The following is an 18,703-nucleotide window of genomic DNA, read 5'->3' on the forward strand; positions in this document are numbered from 1 at the left end:
TCAGAGATGTCCGAAGGAGAGAAACATGGTGTCGTCATGACGACGCTGCGTGCGCGCCAGCGTGGCCAGCAAGGTAAACAACAGCAGGGCCGCGACGCCATTGTGCAGCGTGGCCACCGGCAGCGGCAGACCAAAATGCACATTGCTGATGCCAAGCAGGACCTGGCTGACCAGGACCAGCGCAATCGCCAGGCCCAGCCCGCGCAGACCGCGACGCGATACCCGATGCGATAACCAGGCGAGGTAGCAGAACACCACCAGGGCACCGATACGATGCGCGATCTGGATGGCACTGCGCGCGGCCATATCGAGCACGCCGCCTTCGTAATTCACGCCGATGCCGCGCCACAATACGAAGCCCTCGCGGAAATCGGTCGGCGGCGCCCACTGGCCGAGGCACTTCGGGAAGTCGGTGCCGCAAGCCAATGCTGCATAGTTCGAGGACGTCCAGCCGCCCAGCGCTATCTGTGCGAGCAACAATACGATGCCAAACACCACAGCCTTGCGCAGTCCGGCATAGCGCTCGTCGTCAACGCCCACGCCAGCGAAGCGCAGAGCCGCGTAGGCCAACAGCGCAAACGTGGTGATGCCGCCCATCAAATGCCCCATCACCACGATCGGCTTGAGTAGCAAGGTCACCGTCCACATGCCGAGCATGGCCTGGAAGATGACTACCGCAAGCGCGAGCACGCTGATGCGCCAGGCCCCGGGCCGATGCAGCCCGATCGCCGCAAGCAGCGGCAAGCTAATGGCGACGCACGAGAGCAACAGCGACCAGTGGCGTTCGCCTCGCATATACAGCGTGACGCCTGCCGCGGCAAAGATGGCTCCCACGATCACCGCATAGCGCGCCCACGGGCGCCGCCAGCTGGCGATCAGGGCCAGCGCGAACACCAGGGCGCTGAGCGTACCGGCGAGGAAGCGATGCACCTGCTCGCGCCAGGCCTTGTTCGTCTCGAACGGGCGATCCGGGAAAGCCGCATTGGCCTGCACGATCTCATGCGCGTGTTCTGGCCAGCTGGCCTTGCCATAGCACGTCGGCCAGTCCGGGCATGACAGGCCGGCGTTGGACAGGCGCACGAAGGCGCCGAACATCACCACGCCGAACGCAAATACGGCAGCAAGCAGTGCCAGACCGCGCAGGATTCTCAGGGAACGGGAAGCCATCAGCGGATGACCTTCTGCAGATCCTTGCGCAACCCGGACGGATCAAAACCAGCGGGATAGAGCGACAACGCCGTTCCATCGGATTCCACCAGCAAGGCGGCCACACTGTCGGGCGCGCTGGGACGGAATGCGGCCAACTGATCCTTGCTGTCCTGACCCAGCTGCCAATAGCTGGTCATGCCGCTGCTGGCCGCCTCTGCCGGAGGTTTCCCGACATACAGCAGGCGCAGGCGTGGCGCGTTGCGATTGAGCGTGATGCGCGCTGCGGCGATCTTGGTCAGCACGTCCAGGCACTGCGTGGCGCAGTCGGGCCCTGCCAGGGCGATCAAGGTCAGCTGTGGTTCGTCCGCACGCCATGCCCACGACTGGCCATTGGCCAGCGTCACCTGCAACTGCTCGCTGGCGAAGTTGCGCTGCGGCACGATCGCCTGGCCATTGGCCTTGCCGCTGGGCTGCCAGCCCATCACGGTGAGCACGCCGGCAGCCACCATGGGCGCGGCGAACACCAGCATGATCAGCAACAGTTTCAGTCGGCTCGCGCGCAGCGCGGCGGGATCAGGCTTGTTCATCAGTTGTCCGACGGTATCTTGGGGCGGCGGCGATGCAGCACCAGCAGGATCACCACCGCCGCCAGGGCAAAGGTGAACCATTGGAAGGCATAGGCACGGTGCCGGGCTGGCGGCATCGAGGAGAAATCGAGCATGTGCTCGCGCACGAAGATCGCGGCAGGGTCCGCGTCCAGCGCCAACACCTGCGGGTACAGCTGCGAGCCCAGATCGGTCGAGACCTGGGACAGGTTGAGGTAGATCGTGGTCTTGGGCCAGTGCGCCTGGCGCGCGAGCGCATCGCCGCCCATTTCGAAACCGACTCCCGGCGGCGGCAGATACAGGCCATGCAAGGTTTGCTCACCGGTAGGTAGCGACGGCAGCTGTGGCGCCTGGTCGGTACCGTTGCCTGGCAGGAAGCCCAGGTCGACCAGCAGTACGCGCTCGCCATCGCGCGGACGGAAAGGCGCATAGACTTCCACACCACCGCGTTGATCGTGCTTCGGGTTGTCGAGCAGGTAGGCGCGATCGGCGAGGTATTCGCCCTGCACGTGCACCCGCGCGAAGGCGTTCGCGGGCGGCGCCAGGGCCACCGCGGCAAAGTCGCGCGGCTGCGCCGAGTCCGCCGCGGCATACCGTCGCAGAAGCTCGTCCTTTTCGTCCGCACGATGCAGCTGCCATACGCCTAAGCGTATGAACAACAAGGCGCCGGCCGCCGTGAGCAGCAGCGCGAACCAGGATGGGCGGCGCAGCCACTTCACGCGGCGGCACCGCAAGCGGCCGCTATACTGCGGATGTCTAAAGCGTTCGGACCTATCACGTGGAAACCATCTACAAATACGCGCTGGTGATCCTGCTGTTGGTGGTGCTGTTCAATCTCGGTCAGGCCCTGTTTTTCATGATGACCGACAAGGACGGCAGCAAGCGCACGGTGTGGGCGTTGACCCGCCGCATCGGCTTGTCGGTGCTGCTCATCCTGATGGTCGTGTTCGGCATCTGGATGGGCTGGATACACCCGCACGGCGTGGGCCAGTAATTGTAGCGTGACGCTGGCGCCGACGCCTCGCATGCGACACCTCGCGCCGCTACGCCAAGGGGAAATACCGTAGTTGTTGTCGTTGTAGGAGCGCACCCTGTGCGCGATCACGGCGTCTCCGCCACGTAGGCTCTTCGCGCACAAGGCGCGCTCCTAGAGGAAACCGTCCATCCAAACGAAAAGCCCGCCTTTCGGCGGGCTCTGCCTGTGACGCCGGGGCGTCTCAGAGGATGTAGACGAACATGAACAAGCCCAGCCACACCACGTCGACGAAGTGCCAGTACCAGGCCACCGCCTCGAAGGCGAAGTGGTGATCCTTGCTGAAATGGCCCTTGGCCACACGCAGCCAGATGATCGCCAGCATGATCGTGCCCAAGGTCACATGCATGCCGTGGAAGCCGGTAAGCATGAAGAAGGTCGAACCATAGACGCCGCTACGCAGGGTCAGGTTGAGTTCGCGATAGGCCTCCATGTACTCGTGCGCCTGGAAGTACAGGAAGGTGGCGCCCAGCAACACGGTGAGACCGAGAAACAAGAGGATCTTGCCGCGATGGCCGACCTTCAGCGCATGGTGCGCAATGGTCACCGTCACGCTGGAGGACAGCAGGATCAGCGTGTTAAGCAGCGGCAGACCCCAGGGAGCCACGGTCTGAAAGTCACCGCCGACATGACCCGGGCCGGTATTGCTGCCCCAGGCCGCCGTGTAGTCGTTCCACAGGAACTGATGGGTCAGCACACCGTGACCTTCACCACCCAGCCACGGCACGGCGAACATGCGGGCATAGAACAGCGCGCCGAAGAAGGCGCCGAAGAACATCACTTCGGAGAAGATGAACCACATCATGCCCATGCGGAACGAGCGATCCACCTGGCTGTTGTAGCGGCCCGCCAATGATTCGCGGATCACCGAGCGGAACCAGCCGAAGAACATCAGCAGGATGCCGACGAAACCGATCGTCAGCATGGTCTTGCCGAAGCTCGCCTCACCCGGAGGTGCATTCAGCCAGTGCGCGGCACCGAACACGGTGACGAACATGACGACGGCGGCCACGATCGGCCAATAGCTCTTGGCCGGTACGAAATAAGCGTCTTGCTGCTGACCCATGGTGAGACCCCGTGGATTTCTCTTGTTTACTTCCGCCCCCGCCCAACTGTGCGGGGAACTTCAACCCGCAGCGCCTCACCGGCGCCACGGAGGTGAGCGATTGCCCTAACGCGTTACGAGTAATGCAGCCCTTGCAGGATCGAGAGCAGGAACAGCGCCACGGCGATGGCACCCACCACCAGGGCGGTGCGTCGCACGCCTTTCTGGCGCGCTTCCTTGATCAGATCGTTCGACAGCTGCTTCATCTAATGCGCTTCCCGCCCGCCCCGGCCAAGGCCGGAGCGGTAGTCATGGATCAATCTTCGACGTGGCCGTGAGCCAGATCGTAATCATGGATCACGGGCGGCACATCGAAGGTGTGGTGCGGGGCCGGCGACGGCACGGTCCATTCCAGGCCCTTGGCACCTTCCCATACACGGTCGGTGGCCTTCTTCTTGGAGAACCACAACGCGTGGACGATCACGCCGAGGAAGATCAACTGCGAGGCGCCGAACAGGAAACCGCCGATGGAGCTGATCATGTTGAAGTTGGCGAACGCGACGTTGTAGTCCGGGATGCGGCGCGGCATGCCGGCCAGACCCAGGAAGTGCTGCGGGAAGAACAACACGTTCACCCAGATCATGCTGTTCCAGAAATGGATCTTGCCCCACGTCTCGGAATACATGTGGCCGGTCCACTTCGGCAGCCAGTAGTACGTCGCGGCGATGATCGCGAAAATCGCACCGGTCACCAGCACGTAGTGGAAGTGCGCCACCACGAAGTAGGTGTCGTGGTACTGGAAGTCGGCCGGAGCCAGCGCCAGCATCAGGCCGGAGAAGCCGCCGATGGTGAACAGGATCACGAAGGCAATCGCGAACAGCATCGGGGTCTCGAAGGTCATCGAGCCGCCCCACATGGTGCTGACCCAGTTGAACACCTTCACGCCCGTCGGCACCGCGATCAGCATCGTCGCGTACATGAAGAAGATCTCGCCGCCCAGCGGCAGACCCACCGCGAACATGTGGTGTGCCCACACGATGAACGACAGGAAGGCGATCGAGGCGATTGCGAACACCATCGCCTTGTAGCCGAAGATCGGCTTGCGCGCGAAGGTCGGGATGATCTCTGAGACCAGGCCAAAGGCCGGCAGGATCATAATGTAGACCTCGGGGTGACCGAAGAACCAGAAGATGTGCTGGAACAGGATCGGGTCACCGCCACCGGCGGCATTGAAGAAGTTGGTGCCGAAATACTTGTCGGTGAGCAGCATGGTCACTGCGCCGGCCAGCACCGGCATCACCGCGATCAGCAGGAACGCCGTGATCAGCCAGCTCCACACGAACACCGGCATCTTCAGCAGATCCATGCCCGGCGCACGCATATTGAGGATGGTCGCGATGATATTGATCGCGCCCATGATCGAGCTGATACCCATCAAGTGGACGGCGAACACCACGTAGGCGGTCGAGCTGCCCTGCAGCGACAGCGGCGGGTACATGGTCCAGCCACCGGCAGGGCCGCCGCCCGGCAGGAACAAGGTGGACAGCAGCAGCGCGAACGCGAACGGCAGAATCCAGAACGACAGGTTGTTCATGCGCGGCAACGCCATGTCCGGCGCACCGACCATCAGCGGAATCATCCAGTTGCCCAGGCCGACGAAGGCCGGCATGACCGCGCCGAAGATCATGACCAGCGCATGCATCGTGGTCATTTCATTGAAGAAGTACGGCTGCACCAGCTGCAGGCCGGGCTTGAACAGTTCGGCGCGGATCACCATGGCGAAGCTGCCGCCGATGAAGAACATCAGCAGCGAGAAAACCAGGTACAGGGTGCCGATGTCCTTGTGGTTCGTGGACATGCACCAGCGGACGAAGAAGTTCTTCGGCGCGCCGTGATGATCGTCGTGGTGGTCGTGAGTGGCTGCGTGAGCCATGGCCTTGCACCTCTACCTAAATGCGGAAACGGTTAAGCGGGCTGACGAATCAGCCCTGGTGGCCCTGAGCAACAGGTGCGTCGGGTGCAATCTGCGCCGTGCTCGGCGTGGCCGCAGTCGAGGCAGCCGCCGGAGCAGCCGGCGCCGGCTGCTTGGCCTGCGCTTCCTTGTCGGCCAGCCACTTCTCGAACTCTTCCTTCGGCAGGGCCTTCACCACGATCGGCATGAAGCCGTGATCCTGGCCGCACAGCTCGGCGCACTGGCCACGGTACACACCCGGCTCGATGATATTGGTCCAGGCCGCATTGACGATGCCCGGGATGGCGTCCATCTTCCAGCCGAGCGCAGGCACCCACCAGGAGTGGATCACGTCACCGGCAGTGATCACGAAGCGGATCTTGATGCCGACCGGCACCACCAGCGGCTCATCCACGTTGATGAGGTAGGTGTTGTCACTGCCCACCTTCACCGCGTTCGGATCGAGGCCCGAGTTCAGCTGACGCGTCTCGTCGCTCTCGCGATCCAGCTTGGACATGAAGCCGACCTTGTCGATCGCCTTGCCCTGGTAGTCGACGTAGTCGTAACGCCACTTCCACTGGTAGCCGGTGACCTTCACCGTCATCTGCGAGCCGGTGGTGTCGGAGAACGTACGCAGACCGCCGGTGGCCAGATAGGCCAGCACGATCAGGATGACCACCGGGATGGTGGTCCAGATGATCTCGAGCGTGGTGTTGTGCGACCACTTCTCGGCCACCGCACCGCGCGATTTGCGGAAACGGAACATGGCGATGAACATCGCGCCGAACACCAGGATGCCGATGACGACGCAGACACCGAGCGCGACGTTATTGAGGAAGTACGGCACCGGCGACCACGTGGACGCGCCACGCGTCATGTTCAACTGGCCCGGCTGAGGGTTGGCCATCGCCACACCGCCGAACATTGCAAGGGCGATGAGTGCGCATGCTGCGACTGCTCGCTTGGTACTGCCAGGCCTGATGCCGCCAGATGTCATGTCTTGCACCTTTGTTGAACCTACCTGCGTTGCTGACTGTTGATATCGGCCAGCAACACCTTGAGTTTCCTTGACAGTTCGGCGCGCTCCTCATCAGCGAGGAAAGCCCCGATCTCCAGTTCCTGCCCATGCGACGTCAGCCATAGACGAGCACTCCCCTTGCCGCTGCGCAGCTGCACGCGCACCCAGTAAGTCTGGAAACGCGCACTGCGCCGACCTGGCAGGGATTGCACCTCCAGCGACGATTCGTCGAGGGTGATGCGCTCGCTGCGGTCGCCGGCTCGCCAGGCCACGCCTAAAGCGAAAGCCACAGCAAAGGACTCGACCAGGGCAAACAGCGGAGCAAACACATTCCCCTGCCACGCGCCCAACCCGGCCGTCGTCAACGCCAGCGCCACCAACACCCCGATCACGCGACGCAAGTCACGGCGACTCAGAGCGCGATTGGGCTTGAGCCACATCGTCGCGCACGGCAAGCCGGCCGCTGCTGGTCGAAGCACGATCATGGGGATCCGGCGTGCCTAGAACGCAGGAATGATAGGCCGCGATGGCCTCGATGGGCAAGAATGACGCACCCACTTGATTTGAAGCCGGCATGAATAGCGCTAGTGGCTTGTTGAGCCACGCTTTCTTGGTGCGTGATCGAAGCCGCGCATGGCGAAGCGGGGCGCAACACTCGCGCCAAACTCCCAAAACTGGCGTTAGGGTGCGCGCCTTTACACCACCACCGATGTCGAAATCCACGACAAATCGCTTGCATGCGCGCTTTTGCCGCAGTCACTTGATGAACGTGAGGCTCCGAATCCGTCATCCCAGCGAAAGCTGGGATGACGCAGAGGGGAACGTTTTTCGAGGTGCCCTTCATCGAAGGTGTCTTGCGCCGCAACACCCCATACGGATGCGTGCGCCGCCACCCCCGCGTACAATCCCGCGATTCCCCACCCCGCATTCTTTGGCTACAGCTCTGTGACCCAGCCCATACTCAGCCCCGAACTTCCGACTGGCATCGAGCCGGCCCGCGCCCGCATCACTGCGGCCTGGCTGCGTGACGAGACCGAGGCGGTCAACGACCTGCTGGCCCAGGCCACCCTGCCGCCTGTGGAACGCGAAAAGGTGATCGACCTGGCCGCCGACCTGGTCTCCCGCGTGCGCCTGCGCGCCAAGGACCAGAGCGCCGTCGAATCCTTCATGCGCCAGTACGACCTGTCGTCGGAAGAAGGCGTGCTGCTGATGTGCGTGGCCGAAGCCCTGCTGCGCATCCCCGACAAGGCCACCGCGGACAAGCTGATCCGCGACAAGCTGGGCGATGCGAACTGGAAGAAGCATCTGGGCCAGAGCGAATCGCTGTTCGTCAATGTGTCGACCTGGGGCCTGATGCTCACCGGCAAGCTGGTGACGTTGACGGAGGAAACCCGCCACGACTTCACCGGTGCGCTGCGGCGCCTGGTTGGTCGCGCGGGCGAACCGGCCATTCGTCTCGCGGTGCGCCAGGCCATGCGCATCATGGGTCACCAGTTCGTCATGGGTCGCACCATTGGCGAAGCGCTGGATCGTTGCGCGCAGAAGGAATACGCGGTGTACCGCTATTCCTACGACATGCTCGGCGAATCGGCACTCACCAGCGAAACCGCCGAGCGCTATCAGCAGGATTACCGCAACGCGATCGCCGCGATCGGTTCGCGCGGTCCGTTCGCCAGCCACACGGAGGCACCGTCGATCTCGGTGAAGCTGTCCGCCCTGCATCCGCGTTACGAAGTGGCCAAGCGCGAGATCGCTCACCGCGACCTCAGCGCCAAGCTGCTTGAGCTGTCTCAGCTGGCCATGAAGCACGGCATCGCCTTGTCGGTGGATGCCGAGGAAGCGGAGCGCCTGGAACTGTCGCTGGACATCATCGGCGACGTCTTCGCGCATCCCTCGCTGCAGGGCTGGAATGGCCTGGGCATCGTGGTGCAGGCGTACGCGAAGCGCACGCCGTTCGTGATCGACTGGCTGATCGAAACCGCGCGTGCCACCGGCCGTCGCTGGTACGTGCGCCTGGTCAAGGGCGCGTATTGGGACGCCGAGGTCAAGCGCGCGCAGGAAAACGGCCTGGCCGGCTACCCGGTGTATACGCGCAAACCGAATACCGATGTGTCCTACCTGGCCTGCGCACGCAAGCTGTTCGATGCGGGCGTGGAGCTGATCTACCCGCAGTTCGCCACGCATAATGCGCACACCATCGCCGCCGTGCATCACGCGGCGCAGGGTCGTCCGTACGAATACCAGCGCCTGCACGGCATGGGCACGGACTTGTACGCCGAGGTGATCGGCAAGGGCAACCTCAACGTGCCATGCCGCGTGTACGCGCCGGTCGGCACGCACGAGGACCTGCTGCCTTACCTGGTGCGCCGCCTGCTCGAGAACGGCGCCAACACGAGCTTCGTCAACCGCGTGGTCGACGAAAGCCTGCCGGTGCGCGAACTGGTCGCCGATCCCTGCGAGACCGTGCGCTCCTTCGCCTCCATACCTCACCCGCGCATCCCGCTGCCGGTGAATCTCTACGGTGAACTTCGGAAGAATTCCATGGGCGTCAACTTCTCCAACGACAACGAACTGAAGGCCCTCGCCGAGGCGATCCATAGCAAGAACGGTCCGTGGACCGCCGAGCCGCTGGTGCCTGGCACCAAGAGCGCCGGCGCCACCGTGCAGGTGACCAACCCAGCCGATCGTCGCCAGGTCGTCGGCAGCTATGTCAGCGCCGACAGCGCCACCGTCGACAAGGCGCTGGCCAATGCCGTCGGCGCGCAGCACAACTGGGATCGTCTGCCGGCCGCCAGCCGCGCCGCCATCCTCGAACACGCGGCCGAGCAGCTCGAAGCGCGTCGCGGCGAGTTCATCGCGCTGTGCGTGCGCGAAGCGGGCAAGAGCCTGCCGGACGCGATCGCCGAGATCCGCGAGGCGGCAGACTTCCTGCGTTACTACGCCACCATGGCGCGTCGCCTGTTCGGTCATCCGGAACAGTTGCCCGGCCCCACCGGCGAGAGCAATCAATTGTTCCTGAACGGCCGCGGCGTGTTCGTGTGCATCAGCCCGTGGAACTTCCCGCTGGCCATCTTCCTGGGCCAGGTCAGCGCCGCGCTGGCTGCCGGCAATGCGGTGATCGCCAAGCCGGCCGAACAGACCAGCCTGATCGGCTACGCCGCGGTGAAGCTGTTGCAGGATGCCGGGGTGCCGGCCGAGGTGCTGCAGTTCCTGCCCGGTGACGGCGCCACCGTCGGTGCCGCGCTCACCCGCGATCCGCGCGTGTCCGGTGTGGCCTTCACCGGCTCCACCGAAACCGCCTGGGCGATCAACCGCGCCCTCGCCGCTCGCAATGCGCCGATCGCTGCGCTGGTCGCCGAAACCGGCGGCCAGAACGCGATGATCGCCGACTCCTCGGCCCTGCCCGAGCAGATCGTCAAGGACGTGGTCGCCTCCGCCTTCCAGTCCGCCGGCCAGCGTTGCTCGGCCGCGCGCGTGCTGTACGTGCAGGAAGACATCGCCGACAAGGTCTGCGCGATGCTCGCCGGCGCCATGGCTGAGCTGAAAGTGGGCGACCCGGGCCAGCTGTCCACCGACGTCGGCCCGGTGATCGACGAGGACGCCAAGAAGATCCTGGTCGACCACGCCGCGCGCATGGACAAGGAAGCGAAGAAGATCGGCGAAGTCGCACTCGACCCGGCCACGACCGGCAACGGCACTTTCTTCGCGCCGCGCGCCTACGAGATTCCCTCGCTGGCCACGCTCACCCGCGAAGTGTTCGGTCCGGTGCTGCACGTGATCCGCTGGAAGGGCGACGAGCTGAGCAAGGTGGTCGATGAGATCAACGCCACCGGCTACGGCCTCACCCTGGGCATCCACAGCCGCATCGACGACACCGTGGAGTACATCCAGAGCCGTGCGCGCGTGGGCAACTGCTATGTCAACCGCAATCAGATCGGTGCGGTGGTCGGCGTGCAGCCGTTCGGCGGCGAAGGCCTGTCCGGCACCGGCCCGAAGGCGGGCGGCCCGCATTACCTGCTGCGTTTCGCCGGCGAACGCACGCTTACCATCAACACCACGGCGGCTGGCGGCAATGCGTCGCTGCTGACCATCGGCGAGTAATCGCGTTATCGGGCCGGTGCGCCCGCACCGGCCCGGACTTCCCTGGAGATTCCCATGCGGCGTCCATCGCATCTCCTAGGATGGTTGTTTCTGGCGCTGTTCACGGCCCCGCTGCATGCCGCACCGGGCCATGACGAGGAGCAGCGCCTGGTCGCGTCGCTGCAACTTGGCTCATCGCCTTCCGTGCGCTATCTCGATGCCGCCGGTGCGCCCATCGACTACGCCGCCTTCGCCCGACTGCTGGGCGACGGCAAGACCTATAGCAGCACCAAGGACGGCGAGGCGGGCGCCGCCGTGCTGCGCATCCGCACGCCGGGACAACCCGGGCGATTCGCGTTCAAGCGCGGCGATGCGTTTCCGCCGTTCGAGCTGCCGGCACTGCAGGGCGGCACACAACGATCGGGCTCGTACCAGGGCCGCTACACGCTGATCAGTTTCTTTTTCGCCGATTGCGCGCCATGCATTGCCGAAGTGCCGACGCTCAACGCCTTTGCACGCCAGCACGGCGATATGAACGTCGTCGCGATCACCTATGAGGATGCGCAAACGGCGCGTCAGTTCGCCAGCGGCCGCGGCTTTGCCTGGCCCATCCTCCATGACGGGCAGGCGTTGATCGATACCCTGGGCGTCAGCACCTACCCCACCTTGATCCTGCTGGACCCCACGGGCCACATCGCGGGCGTGGCCATCGGCATGAACATGCGCGATGACGAGGCGAAGCGGCTGGCGGATATGAATCGGTGGATCGAACTTTGGCGGACCGAAACACGCGCGCCCTTGTAGGAGCGCACCCTGTGCGCGATCACGGGGGTTACGGCGTCGTCGCCCTGTAGGTTTTTCGCGCACAGGGAGCGCTCCTACACAACGCAGCATCGTTGGGCGTCATTCAATAAGGCGTCGGCTCGATCAACGCCTTCTCGGCGGAACACTGCGGCCCGGCATTCGAAGGTGTCGCCTTGCGATAGTCGGCCAACTCCGCGCGCGCCGCGGAGAGCTGTGCCTGGAACGCTTCCGACGCACGCAGGGTCGCCACCACGGCGGCACCGTTCATCGCGCCCGCCTCGATCGCACTGAGGTTGTGCGCGCCGCAAACCACGCGACTATCGGCGAAGGCGCGGGAGCGCAGCAGTAGATCGGAGGCGCGGTCCGGCGCCAGCTCGGCGAGCACCAGGGCCACCGCCCAGCCGCGCGTGGCGTGGCCCGAGGGGTAGTCGAAACTCTTGGCCAGCTTTTCCGTGGGCTGGCAGACCGCGCCCTGGTCGATCAGGAAAGGACGCTGCCGCTGGTTGGCCTGCTTGGCAGGCCCGGTCGATTTATCGGCGGCATTGCTGGTCTGGTCGACGAGTGCGGCCAGTGTCGGCAGATGTGCGGGGTCCAGCGGCACGCCCATGGCGCAGCTAAAGTCGTCCATCAGCACCGGCGTGGCGTAGTCCACGTCATGTTGAGCCAAGGCCCAGCGCGGCGTGCCTTCCAGCTTGCGAGTGGCGCGAAACACCTGCCGGTCGGCCTCATAGCGGGGCGACCCCGGCTTGGGCGCGGCCGGCAGCAGCATGGCGGTCTGTAGTGGGGGAGCCTCCGCCCCGGGCGGCTTCGCCGGTGTTTTTTGCACCGGCGCACAGCCGCAGGCCAGGACCAAGGCTGCGAGCAGCCCGGCACGCCATACCCGGACAACAAAGGGTTTCATCGCTGTTCTCCCCTAGGCATTGAGCGGTTGGTGCAATGCATAAAGCGGTAGAGCCGCTCCGCATGATATAGATCAAGTCGGCGTCGGGCTTATCTGGCGTCAGGGGTTGGAGTGAGTAGATGACGTCCGTTGCCGCCATGCCCGGCCAAGCAACAGAAGAGTCCACGGGTGCGCCAGCTGGCGCCGACCCGCGCTTTACCTCGGCCGAAACCCCGCCGAACATCCTGGTCCACCTCACCCAGCTGGCAATCGCGCGCGGCCTGCCCTACGACGCCTGGTTCACGGGTTCCGGCTTGCGGCGCGACCAGCTCAACGACCCCACCCTGCGCGTGTCCTATCGGCAGGCCCAGATGGTGATACGGCGCGCCCTGCTGGTCACGGGCGTGACGGGACTGGGGCTCGAGGTGGGTCGGGTCGAGACTTTGGGTAGCTTTGGCCTGCTGGGCCTGGCCATGATGACCTCGGCCACCTTTGGCGAGGCCATCAACGTCGGCATCACCCATCATCGGGTCAGCGGCAGTCTGCTCGATGTCAGTTTTGAAGTGATCAGTCCGGGCGAGGTAGCGCTGGCCGCGTGGCCGCGCTTCAACGACGCACCCTTGCTGCCGTTCCTGTGCGAGGAATTGTTCGCCAGTTCGCTGGCGATTTCACGCCAATTGCTGGGCGGCGACTTCCGCCCGTCACGGCTGGAAGTGACCTACGCCAAGCCAGCACACGTCGATGCCTACACCGACTACTTCCAGTGCGAACTGGTGTTTGGCGCTCGCTTCAACCGGATCGTGCTCGATGCGCAATGGCTCGAGCATCCGCTGCCCTCGCATAACCCGCTTACGGCGCAGCAGGCGCTTGCCCTATGCACGCAACAGCATGGCGTCGGCGGGGTACGGCAAGAGGTCGTTACGTCCGTCGAGCGTCTGCTGCGAAGCCATCTGCGCCAGCAGCCGCGGCTTCCGGATGTCGCCCGCATGCTCAATATGAGCGAACGTTCGCTGCGCCGTCGGCTGGCCGAGGGCGGCTGCATCTTCCGCGAGATCCACGACCGCGTGCGCGCCGAGCGGGCGCTGGAACTGCTGCACGGCGGTGCGCTGAGCGTGGCCGAAATCGGTCTCGAGATCGGCTTCAGCGACCCGCGCGAATTTCGCCGTGCGTTCAAGCGCTGGACCGGCATGCCCCCGCGCAGTGCCCGCCAGCACGCGGCCTGAGCGCCCTCAGAGCTGCCAGCTCACGGCTCCAAGCAAGTCGTTGCCCCTGACACGGCCAAGCGGCCCGGGCATTGACGTAAAAACTTGAATTCCAAATACGAATCACTATCATTCGCCTATCCGCCGTAAGAGCGGGTGGCGCCGGTGCGGGCCACTACCTAATTCCTTCTGCCCAGGCTGCCCCGCATGTCCGCCACGTTTTCCAGAAGCGCGCTTCTGGTCGCGATTTCGCTTGCCCTCGCCGGCCCGGCCTTTGCCGCTGAGCAAACCGATACCCCCACGACCCAGCCAAAGACCACCAGTGGCAAGGACACCAAGGACGGCAGGGACAGCATCGCCCTCGAGGCGGTGAACGTCGTCTATTCGACGACCAAGACCGAGACGCCGACGGTCGACATTCCGCAATCGGTCAGCACGATCACCCCTGATCGCATGCACTTGTACGGTGTACAAGGCCTGGACGAAGCGGTGCGCTACCTGGCCGGGGCGGTGGGCGGCAGCTATGGCGCCGACCCGCGCAGCGACTGGATCCTGATCCGCGGCTACGATCCGGCCAAGTTCCTCGACGGCCTTGCCCTGCCCAGCGGTGTCTGGACCGCCGACTCGCGCATCGAGCCCTACGGCCTGGAGCGGATCGAGGTGAACAAGGGGCCGTCGTCGGTGATGTACGGGCAGTTGCCGCCCGGCGGCATGATCGACATGACCAGCAAGCGCCCGAGCCTGGATGCACCGCACGAAATCGAGGCGACCGTAGGCAGCTTCGGTCAACGGCAGCTGGCGGGCGATGCCGGCGGCCAGCTCGACAGCGACGGCAAGTGGCTGTGGCGCGTGGTGGCACTCGCTCGCGATGGCGACTCCAACCTCAAGCACTCGCAGGACGATCGCTACTACTTCGCCCCCAGCCTCACCTGGAAGCCGGACGACGACACCTCGCTGACCTTGCTGGCGCGCGACCAGCGCAGCCTGTCCAGCGGCGTGGGTGGCTTCCTGCCCTCGCAAGGCACGCTGTATCCCAATCCGAACGGCCAGATCCCGCGCGACGTCAATCCGGGCGAGCCCGACTACGACTACTACCACAAGACCGACGCGTCCCTGGGCTACGAATTCACCCACCGCTTCGACGATGTGTGGTCGGTCCGCCAGGACCTGCGCGTGCAAAACGAAACAGTCGACCACCGCTCGATCGGTAGCCTGGGCCTGCAGGACGACCTGCGCACGCTCAATCGCTACAACTATCCGCTGGTCGACGAAGCGCACGTCTTTGCCGTGGATAACCAGGCCGAGGCGAAGTTCGCGCAGGGCGAGGTGCAGCACACGGTGCTGATGGGCGTGGACTATCTGCACAGCACCAACGACTACAAATCCGGCTTCGGTGCCGCGCCGCCCATCGATATTTTCGATCCGGTCTACGGCGCGCCGATCGAGCCGACGCCGTACACCTTTCACACCCACAGCGTGCTCGAACAGCTGGGTGCCTATGTGCAGGACCAGATCAACTGGGGCCGCTGGGGCATCGTCGCCAGCGGACGTAACGACTGGGTGACCAACACGGTCGACGACCAGATCGCCGATACCCAGCAAAAGCAGCGCGACAATGCCTTCTCTGGCCGCCTCGGCATCAACTACACCACCGATATCGGCCTGGTGCCGTATATCGCCTATTCGCATTCGTTCAAGACGACGGTGGGCCAGACCTTTGACGGCAGCGCGTTCAAGCCGATCACCGGCGATCAGTACGAAGGCGGCCTGAAGTACCAGACCCCCGACGGGCGCTCGCTGATCACCGCGGCCGTCTACCAGCTCACCCAGAAGAATGCCCTCACGGTCGATCCCGAGCACCTGTTCTTCTCGCTGCAGCAGGGTCAGACGCGTACCCGCGGCGCGGAACTGGAAGCAAATGTCGCGCTGACCGAATATTTCAGCATGACGGCCGCCTACGCCTACACCGACGCCAAGGTCACGCGGGCCAACGATGCCACGCTGGGCAAGCAGGTCGCCCTGGTGCCCAAGCAGCAGGCCTCGCTGTCGGCCGACTACAACGTCCATGCAGGCGCGCTCGCCGGCCTCGGCTTTGGCGGCGGCGTGCGCTACATCGGCGCACATTACGGCGATGCGAACAACGCGTTCCGCACCGGCGGCTACGTGCTCTACGACGCCAACGCCCACTACGATCTCAGCAACTGGCGTTTCCAGGTCACCGCGGCCAACCTGTTTGACCGGGAATACGTCAGCGCCTGCAACAGCGCCATCTGGTGCTATTACGGCTATCCGCGCGAAATCACCGTATCGGCGCGCTACCGCTGGTAGCCCGCGACGGCCAGCGTGCCCGCGGGCGGACGCTTCGGGTCGTCCGCGGGAGGCACACTGGCCGAATTGCCCCCCTTCACCGCTGCTACGCCCCTCCCCGCCGCCTGCGGATTCCGAGACAGTGGCTCGTCAAGCAGACAGCTGCTCCCGGGGAAGCAAGGCAACCATGCGCAAAACTCATCTGGCCGTCATCATTCCGTTCTTGCTGGCCGCCTGCAGCAGCCCGCAGGCACCTACGCAGAGCAGCACCGACGCATCCTTCGAGGCCCAGCTGCAGCAGCAGTTGCTGGACGCCAAGCCGGGCAGCGTGATCGAGATTCCCGCCGGCCATTACCATCTTCAGCGCGGCCTGAGCCTGCGCACCGATGGCGTGACCATCAAGGGTGCCGGCAAGGATCAAACCGTGCTGTCGTTCAAGGGCCAGGTGGTCGGCCCCGAGGGCCTGCTGGTGAATGCCAACGACTTCACCATCGAAAACCTCGCCCTGGAAGACACCAAGGGCGACGCCTTGAAGATCAACCAGGGCAAGAACATCACCATCCGCGGCGTGCGCGTGGAATGGACCGGCGGTCCCAAGACCACCAACGGTGCCTACGGCCTGTATCCGGTGAAGACGCAAAACGTGTTGATCGAGGACTCGGTCGTCATTGGCGCGTCAGACGCGGGCATCTATGTCGGCCAGTCCGACAATATCGTGGTGCGCCGTAATCATGCCGAATATAACGTGGCCGGCATCGAGATCGAGAACTCGGTCAACGCCGACGTCTATGACAACACCACCACCAACAACACGGGTGGCATCCTGGTGTTCAACATGCCGAACCTGTCGCAGGCCGGCCATAGCTCGCGCGTGTTCAAGAACAAGGTGTTCGGCAACAACACCGACAACTTCGCCGCCAAGGGCGCGGCGGTGGCGAGCGTGCCGCGCGGCGCCGGCGTGGTGGTGAACTCCAATGACAAGGTGGAGATTTTCGACAACGACATTGCCGACAATCAGAGCGTCAACATCATCATCTCCAGCTACTTCTCCACCAACTACTACAACAAGAGGGGCGTGGCGGCCGAGTACAACCCCTACCCGAAGGGCATCTTCATCTACGACAACCGTTTCAAGGGTGGTGGCGATTCGCCTGACGGCTTCAAGCTGAAGGCGCTCAAGACCGCCGTTTACGGCATCAACGGCAGGTTCCCGGACATCCTCTGGGATGGCTATGTGAACGAGAAGACCCTGGTGAACGGCCTGCCGCCCGACGGCGAGCGCTTCTGCGTTCAGAACGGCGACGTCGGTGTGATCAACGCCGACGGTCCGCACGACTACAAGAACCCCAGCACCGACACCAAGCCGTACCAATGCACGCTGCCCAAGCTGCCGCCGGTCGTACTCGATCCGGAACCGAAGGCCTGAGGTAGTAGTCGATGTCGATGAAGTCATGCTTGCGCGCTGGCCTGTTGCTGGCGTTGTTCCTGCTCAGTGCCTGCCACCGCGGACTGGACCCGGTGGCTTTCCAGGCGGATGGCCGTCCGCCGAAGCTGAGCGACTGGCACGTCGTGGAGGTACGCGGCGGCAAGCTCGTGCTCAATCAAGGCGTGGTGCCATACGACCTCAACACGCCGCTGTTCACCGACTACGCGCACAAGCTGCGCACGATCTGGATACCCAAGGGCGTCGCGGCCAAGTACGACGCCACCGATACGTTCGATTTCCCGGTAGGCACCATCATCAGCAAGACGTTCTATTATCCGAAGACGGCGAACGGAAAATTCAGCGACGTCGCGCGCACCTACGACAGCTCGCGCGATTTCGCTGGCCAAGGCCTTGATCTGGACCACGTGCACCTGGTCGAGACACGCATCCTGGTGCGCCGTGAGGCGGGCTGGGCGGCCATTCCGTATGTGTGGAAGGACGACCAGAGCGACGCCGAACTGGCCCGCACCGGCGCGGTGATTCCGCTGACCCTGGTCGCCGATGCCGGCGAACGCGAAGACTTCAACTATGTGGTGCCCGACGAAAGCCAGTGCTCCAGTTGCCACGCGCAGGACTTGGTCACGCGCAAGATCCATCCGATCGGACCCAAGGCGCGTCACCTCAATCGCGACTATCACTATGCCGAGGGCGAGGAAAACCAGCTCGCCCATCTGATGAAGGTGGGTTATCTCACCGGTGCGCCAACGGCGGCCGAGGCGCCGCGCAACGCGAACTGGATGGACACACACGCTACGCTCGATGCACGTGCGCGCGCCTATCTCGATATCAATTGCGGGCATTGCCACAATCCGAAGGGCGCGGCGAATACCACCGGGCTGACACTGGACGTGAGCGCGCCTGAAGATCGCCACCTGGGCATCTGCAAGCCGCCGGTCGCGGCCGGCCGCGGCACGGGTGATCATCTGTTCGACATCGTGCCAGGCATTCCGAACGACTCCATCCTGCCTTATCGCATGGACTCGGCCGATCCTGGCGTGATGATGCCCGAGTTGGGGAGAAGCACGGTGCACCGTGAGGGCGTTGCACTGATCAAGGCATGGATCGCGGCGCAGTCGGGGGGCTGCGTCGCGATCCATTGAATGCTCTGCAAGCCGCGGGCTGGGACCGCGGCTCTACATAATT

16 protein-coding genes are annotated in these 18,703 nt (G+C 64.3%); 7 read left to right on the top strand and 9 right to left on the bottom strand.

Annotated elements, in window-relative coordinates; all coding sequences use genetic code 11:
- The 3 genes from ACT01B_RS19325 to ACT01B_RS19335 are packed head-to-tail and all read right to left on the bottom strand — an operon-like array spanning nucleotide 1 to nucleotide 2,473.
- Nucleotides 1-1,167, bottom strand: a complete 1,167-nt coding sequence (locus tag ACT01B_RS19325) for a COX15/CtaA family protein (protein WP_445144828.1) — start codon at nucleotides 1,165-1,167, stop codon at nucleotides 1-3.
- On the bottom strand, nucleotides 1,167-1,736 hold the full coding sequence (locus ACT01B_RS19330) for a hypothetical protein (protein WP_445144829.1): 570 nt from the start codon (nucleotides 1,734-1,736) through the stop codon (nucleotides 1,167-1,169). The genes ACT01B_RS19325 and ACT01B_RS19330 overlap by 1 nt, the downstream gene beginning before the upstream one ends.
- Entirely contained in the window at nucleotides 1,736-2,473 is a 738-nt protein-coding gene (locus ACT01B_RS19335; protein ID WP_445144830.1) for an SURF1 family protein, read from the bottom strand. The genes ACT01B_RS19330 and ACT01B_RS19335 overlap by 1 nt, the downstream gene beginning before the upstream one ends.
- A gap of 59 nt (nucleotides 2,474-2,532) precedes the next feature.
- Between ACT01B_RS19335 and ACT01B_RS19340 the strand changes: the two genes are divergently transcribed.
- Nucleotides 2,533-2,748 (top strand): twin transmembrane helix small protein, encoded by a 216-nt coding sequence (locus ACT01B_RS19340; protein ID WP_266151663.1) that lies wholly within the window; start codon nucleotides 2,533-2,535, stop codon nucleotides 2,746-2,748.
- Between the two features lie 223 nt (nucleotides 2,749-2,971).
- Here ACT01B_RS19340 and ACT01B_RS19345 read toward each other — a convergent pair whose 3' ends face one another.
- The 5 genes from ACT01B_RS19345 to ACT01B_RS19365 form a co-directional block, all read right to left on the bottom strand.
- A complete protein-coding gene (locus ACT01B_RS19345) occupies nucleotides 2,972-3,853 on the bottom strand; it encodes a cytochrome c oxidase subunit 3 (protein ID WP_445144831.1) in 882 nt (293 codons plus the stop codon).
- A gap of 113 nt (nucleotides 3,854-3,966) precedes the next feature.
- Complete coding sequence (locus ACT01B_RS19350) at nucleotides 3,967-4,098, bottom strand: hypothetical protein (protein ID WP_445144832.1); 132 nt, start codon at nucleotides 4,096-4,098, stop codon at nucleotides 3,967-3,969.
- A 50-nt stretch (nucleotides 4,099-4,148) separates the two neighbouring features.
- Nucleotides 4,149-5,765 (bottom strand): cytochrome c oxidase subunit I, encoded by a 1,617-nt coding sequence (ctaD, locus tag ACT01B_RS19355; protein ID WP_445144833.1) that lies wholly within the window; start codon nucleotides 5,763-5,765, stop codon nucleotides 4,149-4,151.
- Nucleotides 5,766-5,814: 49 nt separating this feature from the next.
- Nucleotides 5,815-6,780, bottom strand: a complete 966-nt coding sequence (coxB, locus tag ACT01B_RS19360) for a cytochrome c oxidase subunit II (protein WP_445144834.1) — start codon at nucleotides 6,778-6,780, stop codon at nucleotides 5,815-5,817.
- Nucleotides 6,781-6,800: 20 nt separating this feature from the next.
- A complete protein-coding gene (locus tag ACT01B_RS19365) occupies nucleotides 6,801-7,241 on the bottom strand; it encodes a DUF2244 domain-containing protein (RefSeq protein WP_445147531.1) in 441 nt (146 codons plus the stop codon).
- 505 nt (nucleotides 7,242-7,746) lie between these two features.
- Here ACT01B_RS19365 and putA point away from each other — a divergent pair.
- Both putA and ACT01B_RS19375 read left to right on the top strand, forming a co-directional pair.
- Nucleotides 7,747-10,902 carry a bifunctional proline dehydrogenase/L-glutamate gamma-semialdehyde dehydrogenase PutA gene (putA, locus tag ACT01B_RS19370; protein WP_445144835.1) on the top strand — a complete coding sequence of 1,052 codons (3,156 nt, stop codon included), beginning with the start codon at nucleotides 7,747-7,749 and terminating at the stop codon, nucleotides 10,900-10,902.
- Nucleotides 10,903-10,956: 54 nt separating this feature from the next.
- The gene (locus tag ACT01B_RS19375; RefSeq protein WP_445144836.1) at nucleotides 10,957-11,685 is read left to right on the top strand and encodes a TlpA family protein disulfide reductase; all 729 of its coding nucleotides are present in this window, start codon (nucleotides 10,957-10,959) and stop codon (nucleotides 11,683-11,685) included.
- Between the two features lie 103 nt (nucleotides 11,686-11,788).
- Here ACT01B_RS19375 and ACT01B_RS19380 read toward each other — a convergent pair whose 3' ends face one another.
- Nucleotides 11,789-12,586 (bottom strand): acid phosphatase, encoded by a 798-nt coding sequence (locus ACT01B_RS19380; protein WP_445144837.1) that lies wholly within the window; start codon nucleotides 12,584-12,586, stop codon nucleotides 11,789-11,791.
- 119 nt (nucleotides 12,587-12,705) lie between these two features.
- Here ACT01B_RS19380 and ACT01B_RS19385 point away from each other — a divergent pair, with 119 nt between their 5' ends.
- The 4 genes from ACT01B_RS19385 (at nucleotide 12,706) to ACT01B_RS19400 (ending at nucleotide 18,660) form a co-directional block, all read left to right on the top strand.
- Nucleotides 12,706-13,788 carry an AraC family transcriptional regulator gene (locus ACT01B_RS19385; RefSeq protein WP_445144838.1) on the top strand — a complete coding sequence of 361 codons (1,083 nt, stop codon included), beginning with the start codon at nucleotides 12,706-12,708 and terminating at the stop codon, nucleotides 13,786-13,788.
- Nucleotides 13,789-13,974: 186 nt separating this feature from the next.
- Complete coding sequence (locus ACT01B_RS19390; RefSeq protein ID WP_445144839.1) at nucleotides 13,975-16,095, top strand: TonB-dependent siderophore receptor; 2,121 nt, start codon at nucleotides 13,975-13,977, stop codon at nucleotides 16,093-16,095.
- 166 nt (nucleotides 16,096-16,261) lie between these two features.
- Nucleotides 16,262-17,500 (top strand): parallel beta-helix domain-containing protein, encoded by a 1,239-nt coding sequence (locus ACT01B_RS19395; protein ID WP_445144840.1) that lies wholly within the window; start codon nucleotides 16,262-16,264, stop codon nucleotides 17,498-17,500.
- Nucleotides 17,501-17,511: 11 nt separating this feature from the next.
- Complete coding sequence (locus ACT01B_RS19400; protein ID WP_445144841.1) at nucleotides 17,512-18,660, top strand: SO2930 family diheme c-type cytochrome; 1,149 nt, start codon at nucleotides 17,512-17,514, stop codon at nucleotides 18,658-18,660.
- Nucleotides 18,661-18,703 lie beyond the last annotated feature (43 nt).

Source organism: Dyella sp. Tek66A03 (assembly GCF_052567735.1).

Coding starts and splice junctions, on each gene's coding strand:
- ACT01B_RS19325 (WP_445144828.1), bottom strand. CDS start 1,167: ATGGCTTCCCGTTCCCTGAGAATCCTGCGCGGTCTGGCACTGCTTGCT.
- ACT01B_RS19330 (WP_445144829.1), bottom strand. CDS start 1,736: ATGAACAAGCCTGATCCCGCCGCGCTGCGCGCGAGCCGACTGAAACTG.
- ACT01B_RS19345 (WP_445144831.1), bottom strand. CDS start 3,853: ATGGGTCAGCAGCAAGACGCTTATTTCGTACCGGCCAAGAGCTATTGG.
- ACT01B_RS19350 (WP_445144832.1), bottom strand. CDS start 4,098: ATGAAGCAGCTGTCGAACGATCTGATCAAGGAAGCGCGCCAGAAAGGC.
- ctaD (WP_445144833.1), bottom strand. CDS start 5,765: ATGGCTCACGCAGCCACTCACGACCACCACGACGATCATCACGGCGCG.
- coxB (WP_445144834.1), bottom strand. CDS start 6,780: ATGACATCTGGCGGCATCAGGCCTGGCAGTACCAAGCGAGCAGTCGCA.
- ACT01B_RS19365 (WP_445147531.1), bottom strand. CDS start 7,241: ATGTGGCTCAAGCCCAATCGCGCTCTGAGTCGCCGTGACTTGCGTCGC.
- ACT01B_RS19375 (WP_445144836.1), top strand. CDS start 10,957: ATGCGGCGTCCATCGCATCTCCTAGGATGGTTGTTTCTGGCGCTGTTC.
- ACT01B_RS19380 (WP_445144837.1), bottom strand. CDS start 12,586: ATGAAACCCTTTGTTGTCCGGGTATGGCGTGCCGGGCTGCTCGCAGCC.
- ACT01B_RS19385 (WP_445144838.1), top strand. CDS start 12,706: ATGACGTCCGTTGCCGCCATGCCCGGCCAAGCAACAGAAGAGTCCACG.
- ACT01B_RS19390 (WP_445144839.1), top strand. CDS start 13,975: ATGTCCGCCACGTTTTCCAGAAGCGCGCTTCTGGTCGCGATTTCGCTT.
- ACT01B_RS19395 (WP_445144840.1), top strand. CDS start 16,262: ATGCGCAAAACTCATCTGGCCGTCATCATTCCGTTCTTGCTGGCCGCC.
- ACT01B_RS19400 (WP_445144841.1), top strand. CDS start 17,512: ATGTCGATGAAGTCATGCTTGCGCGCTGGCCTGTTGCTGGCGTTGTTC.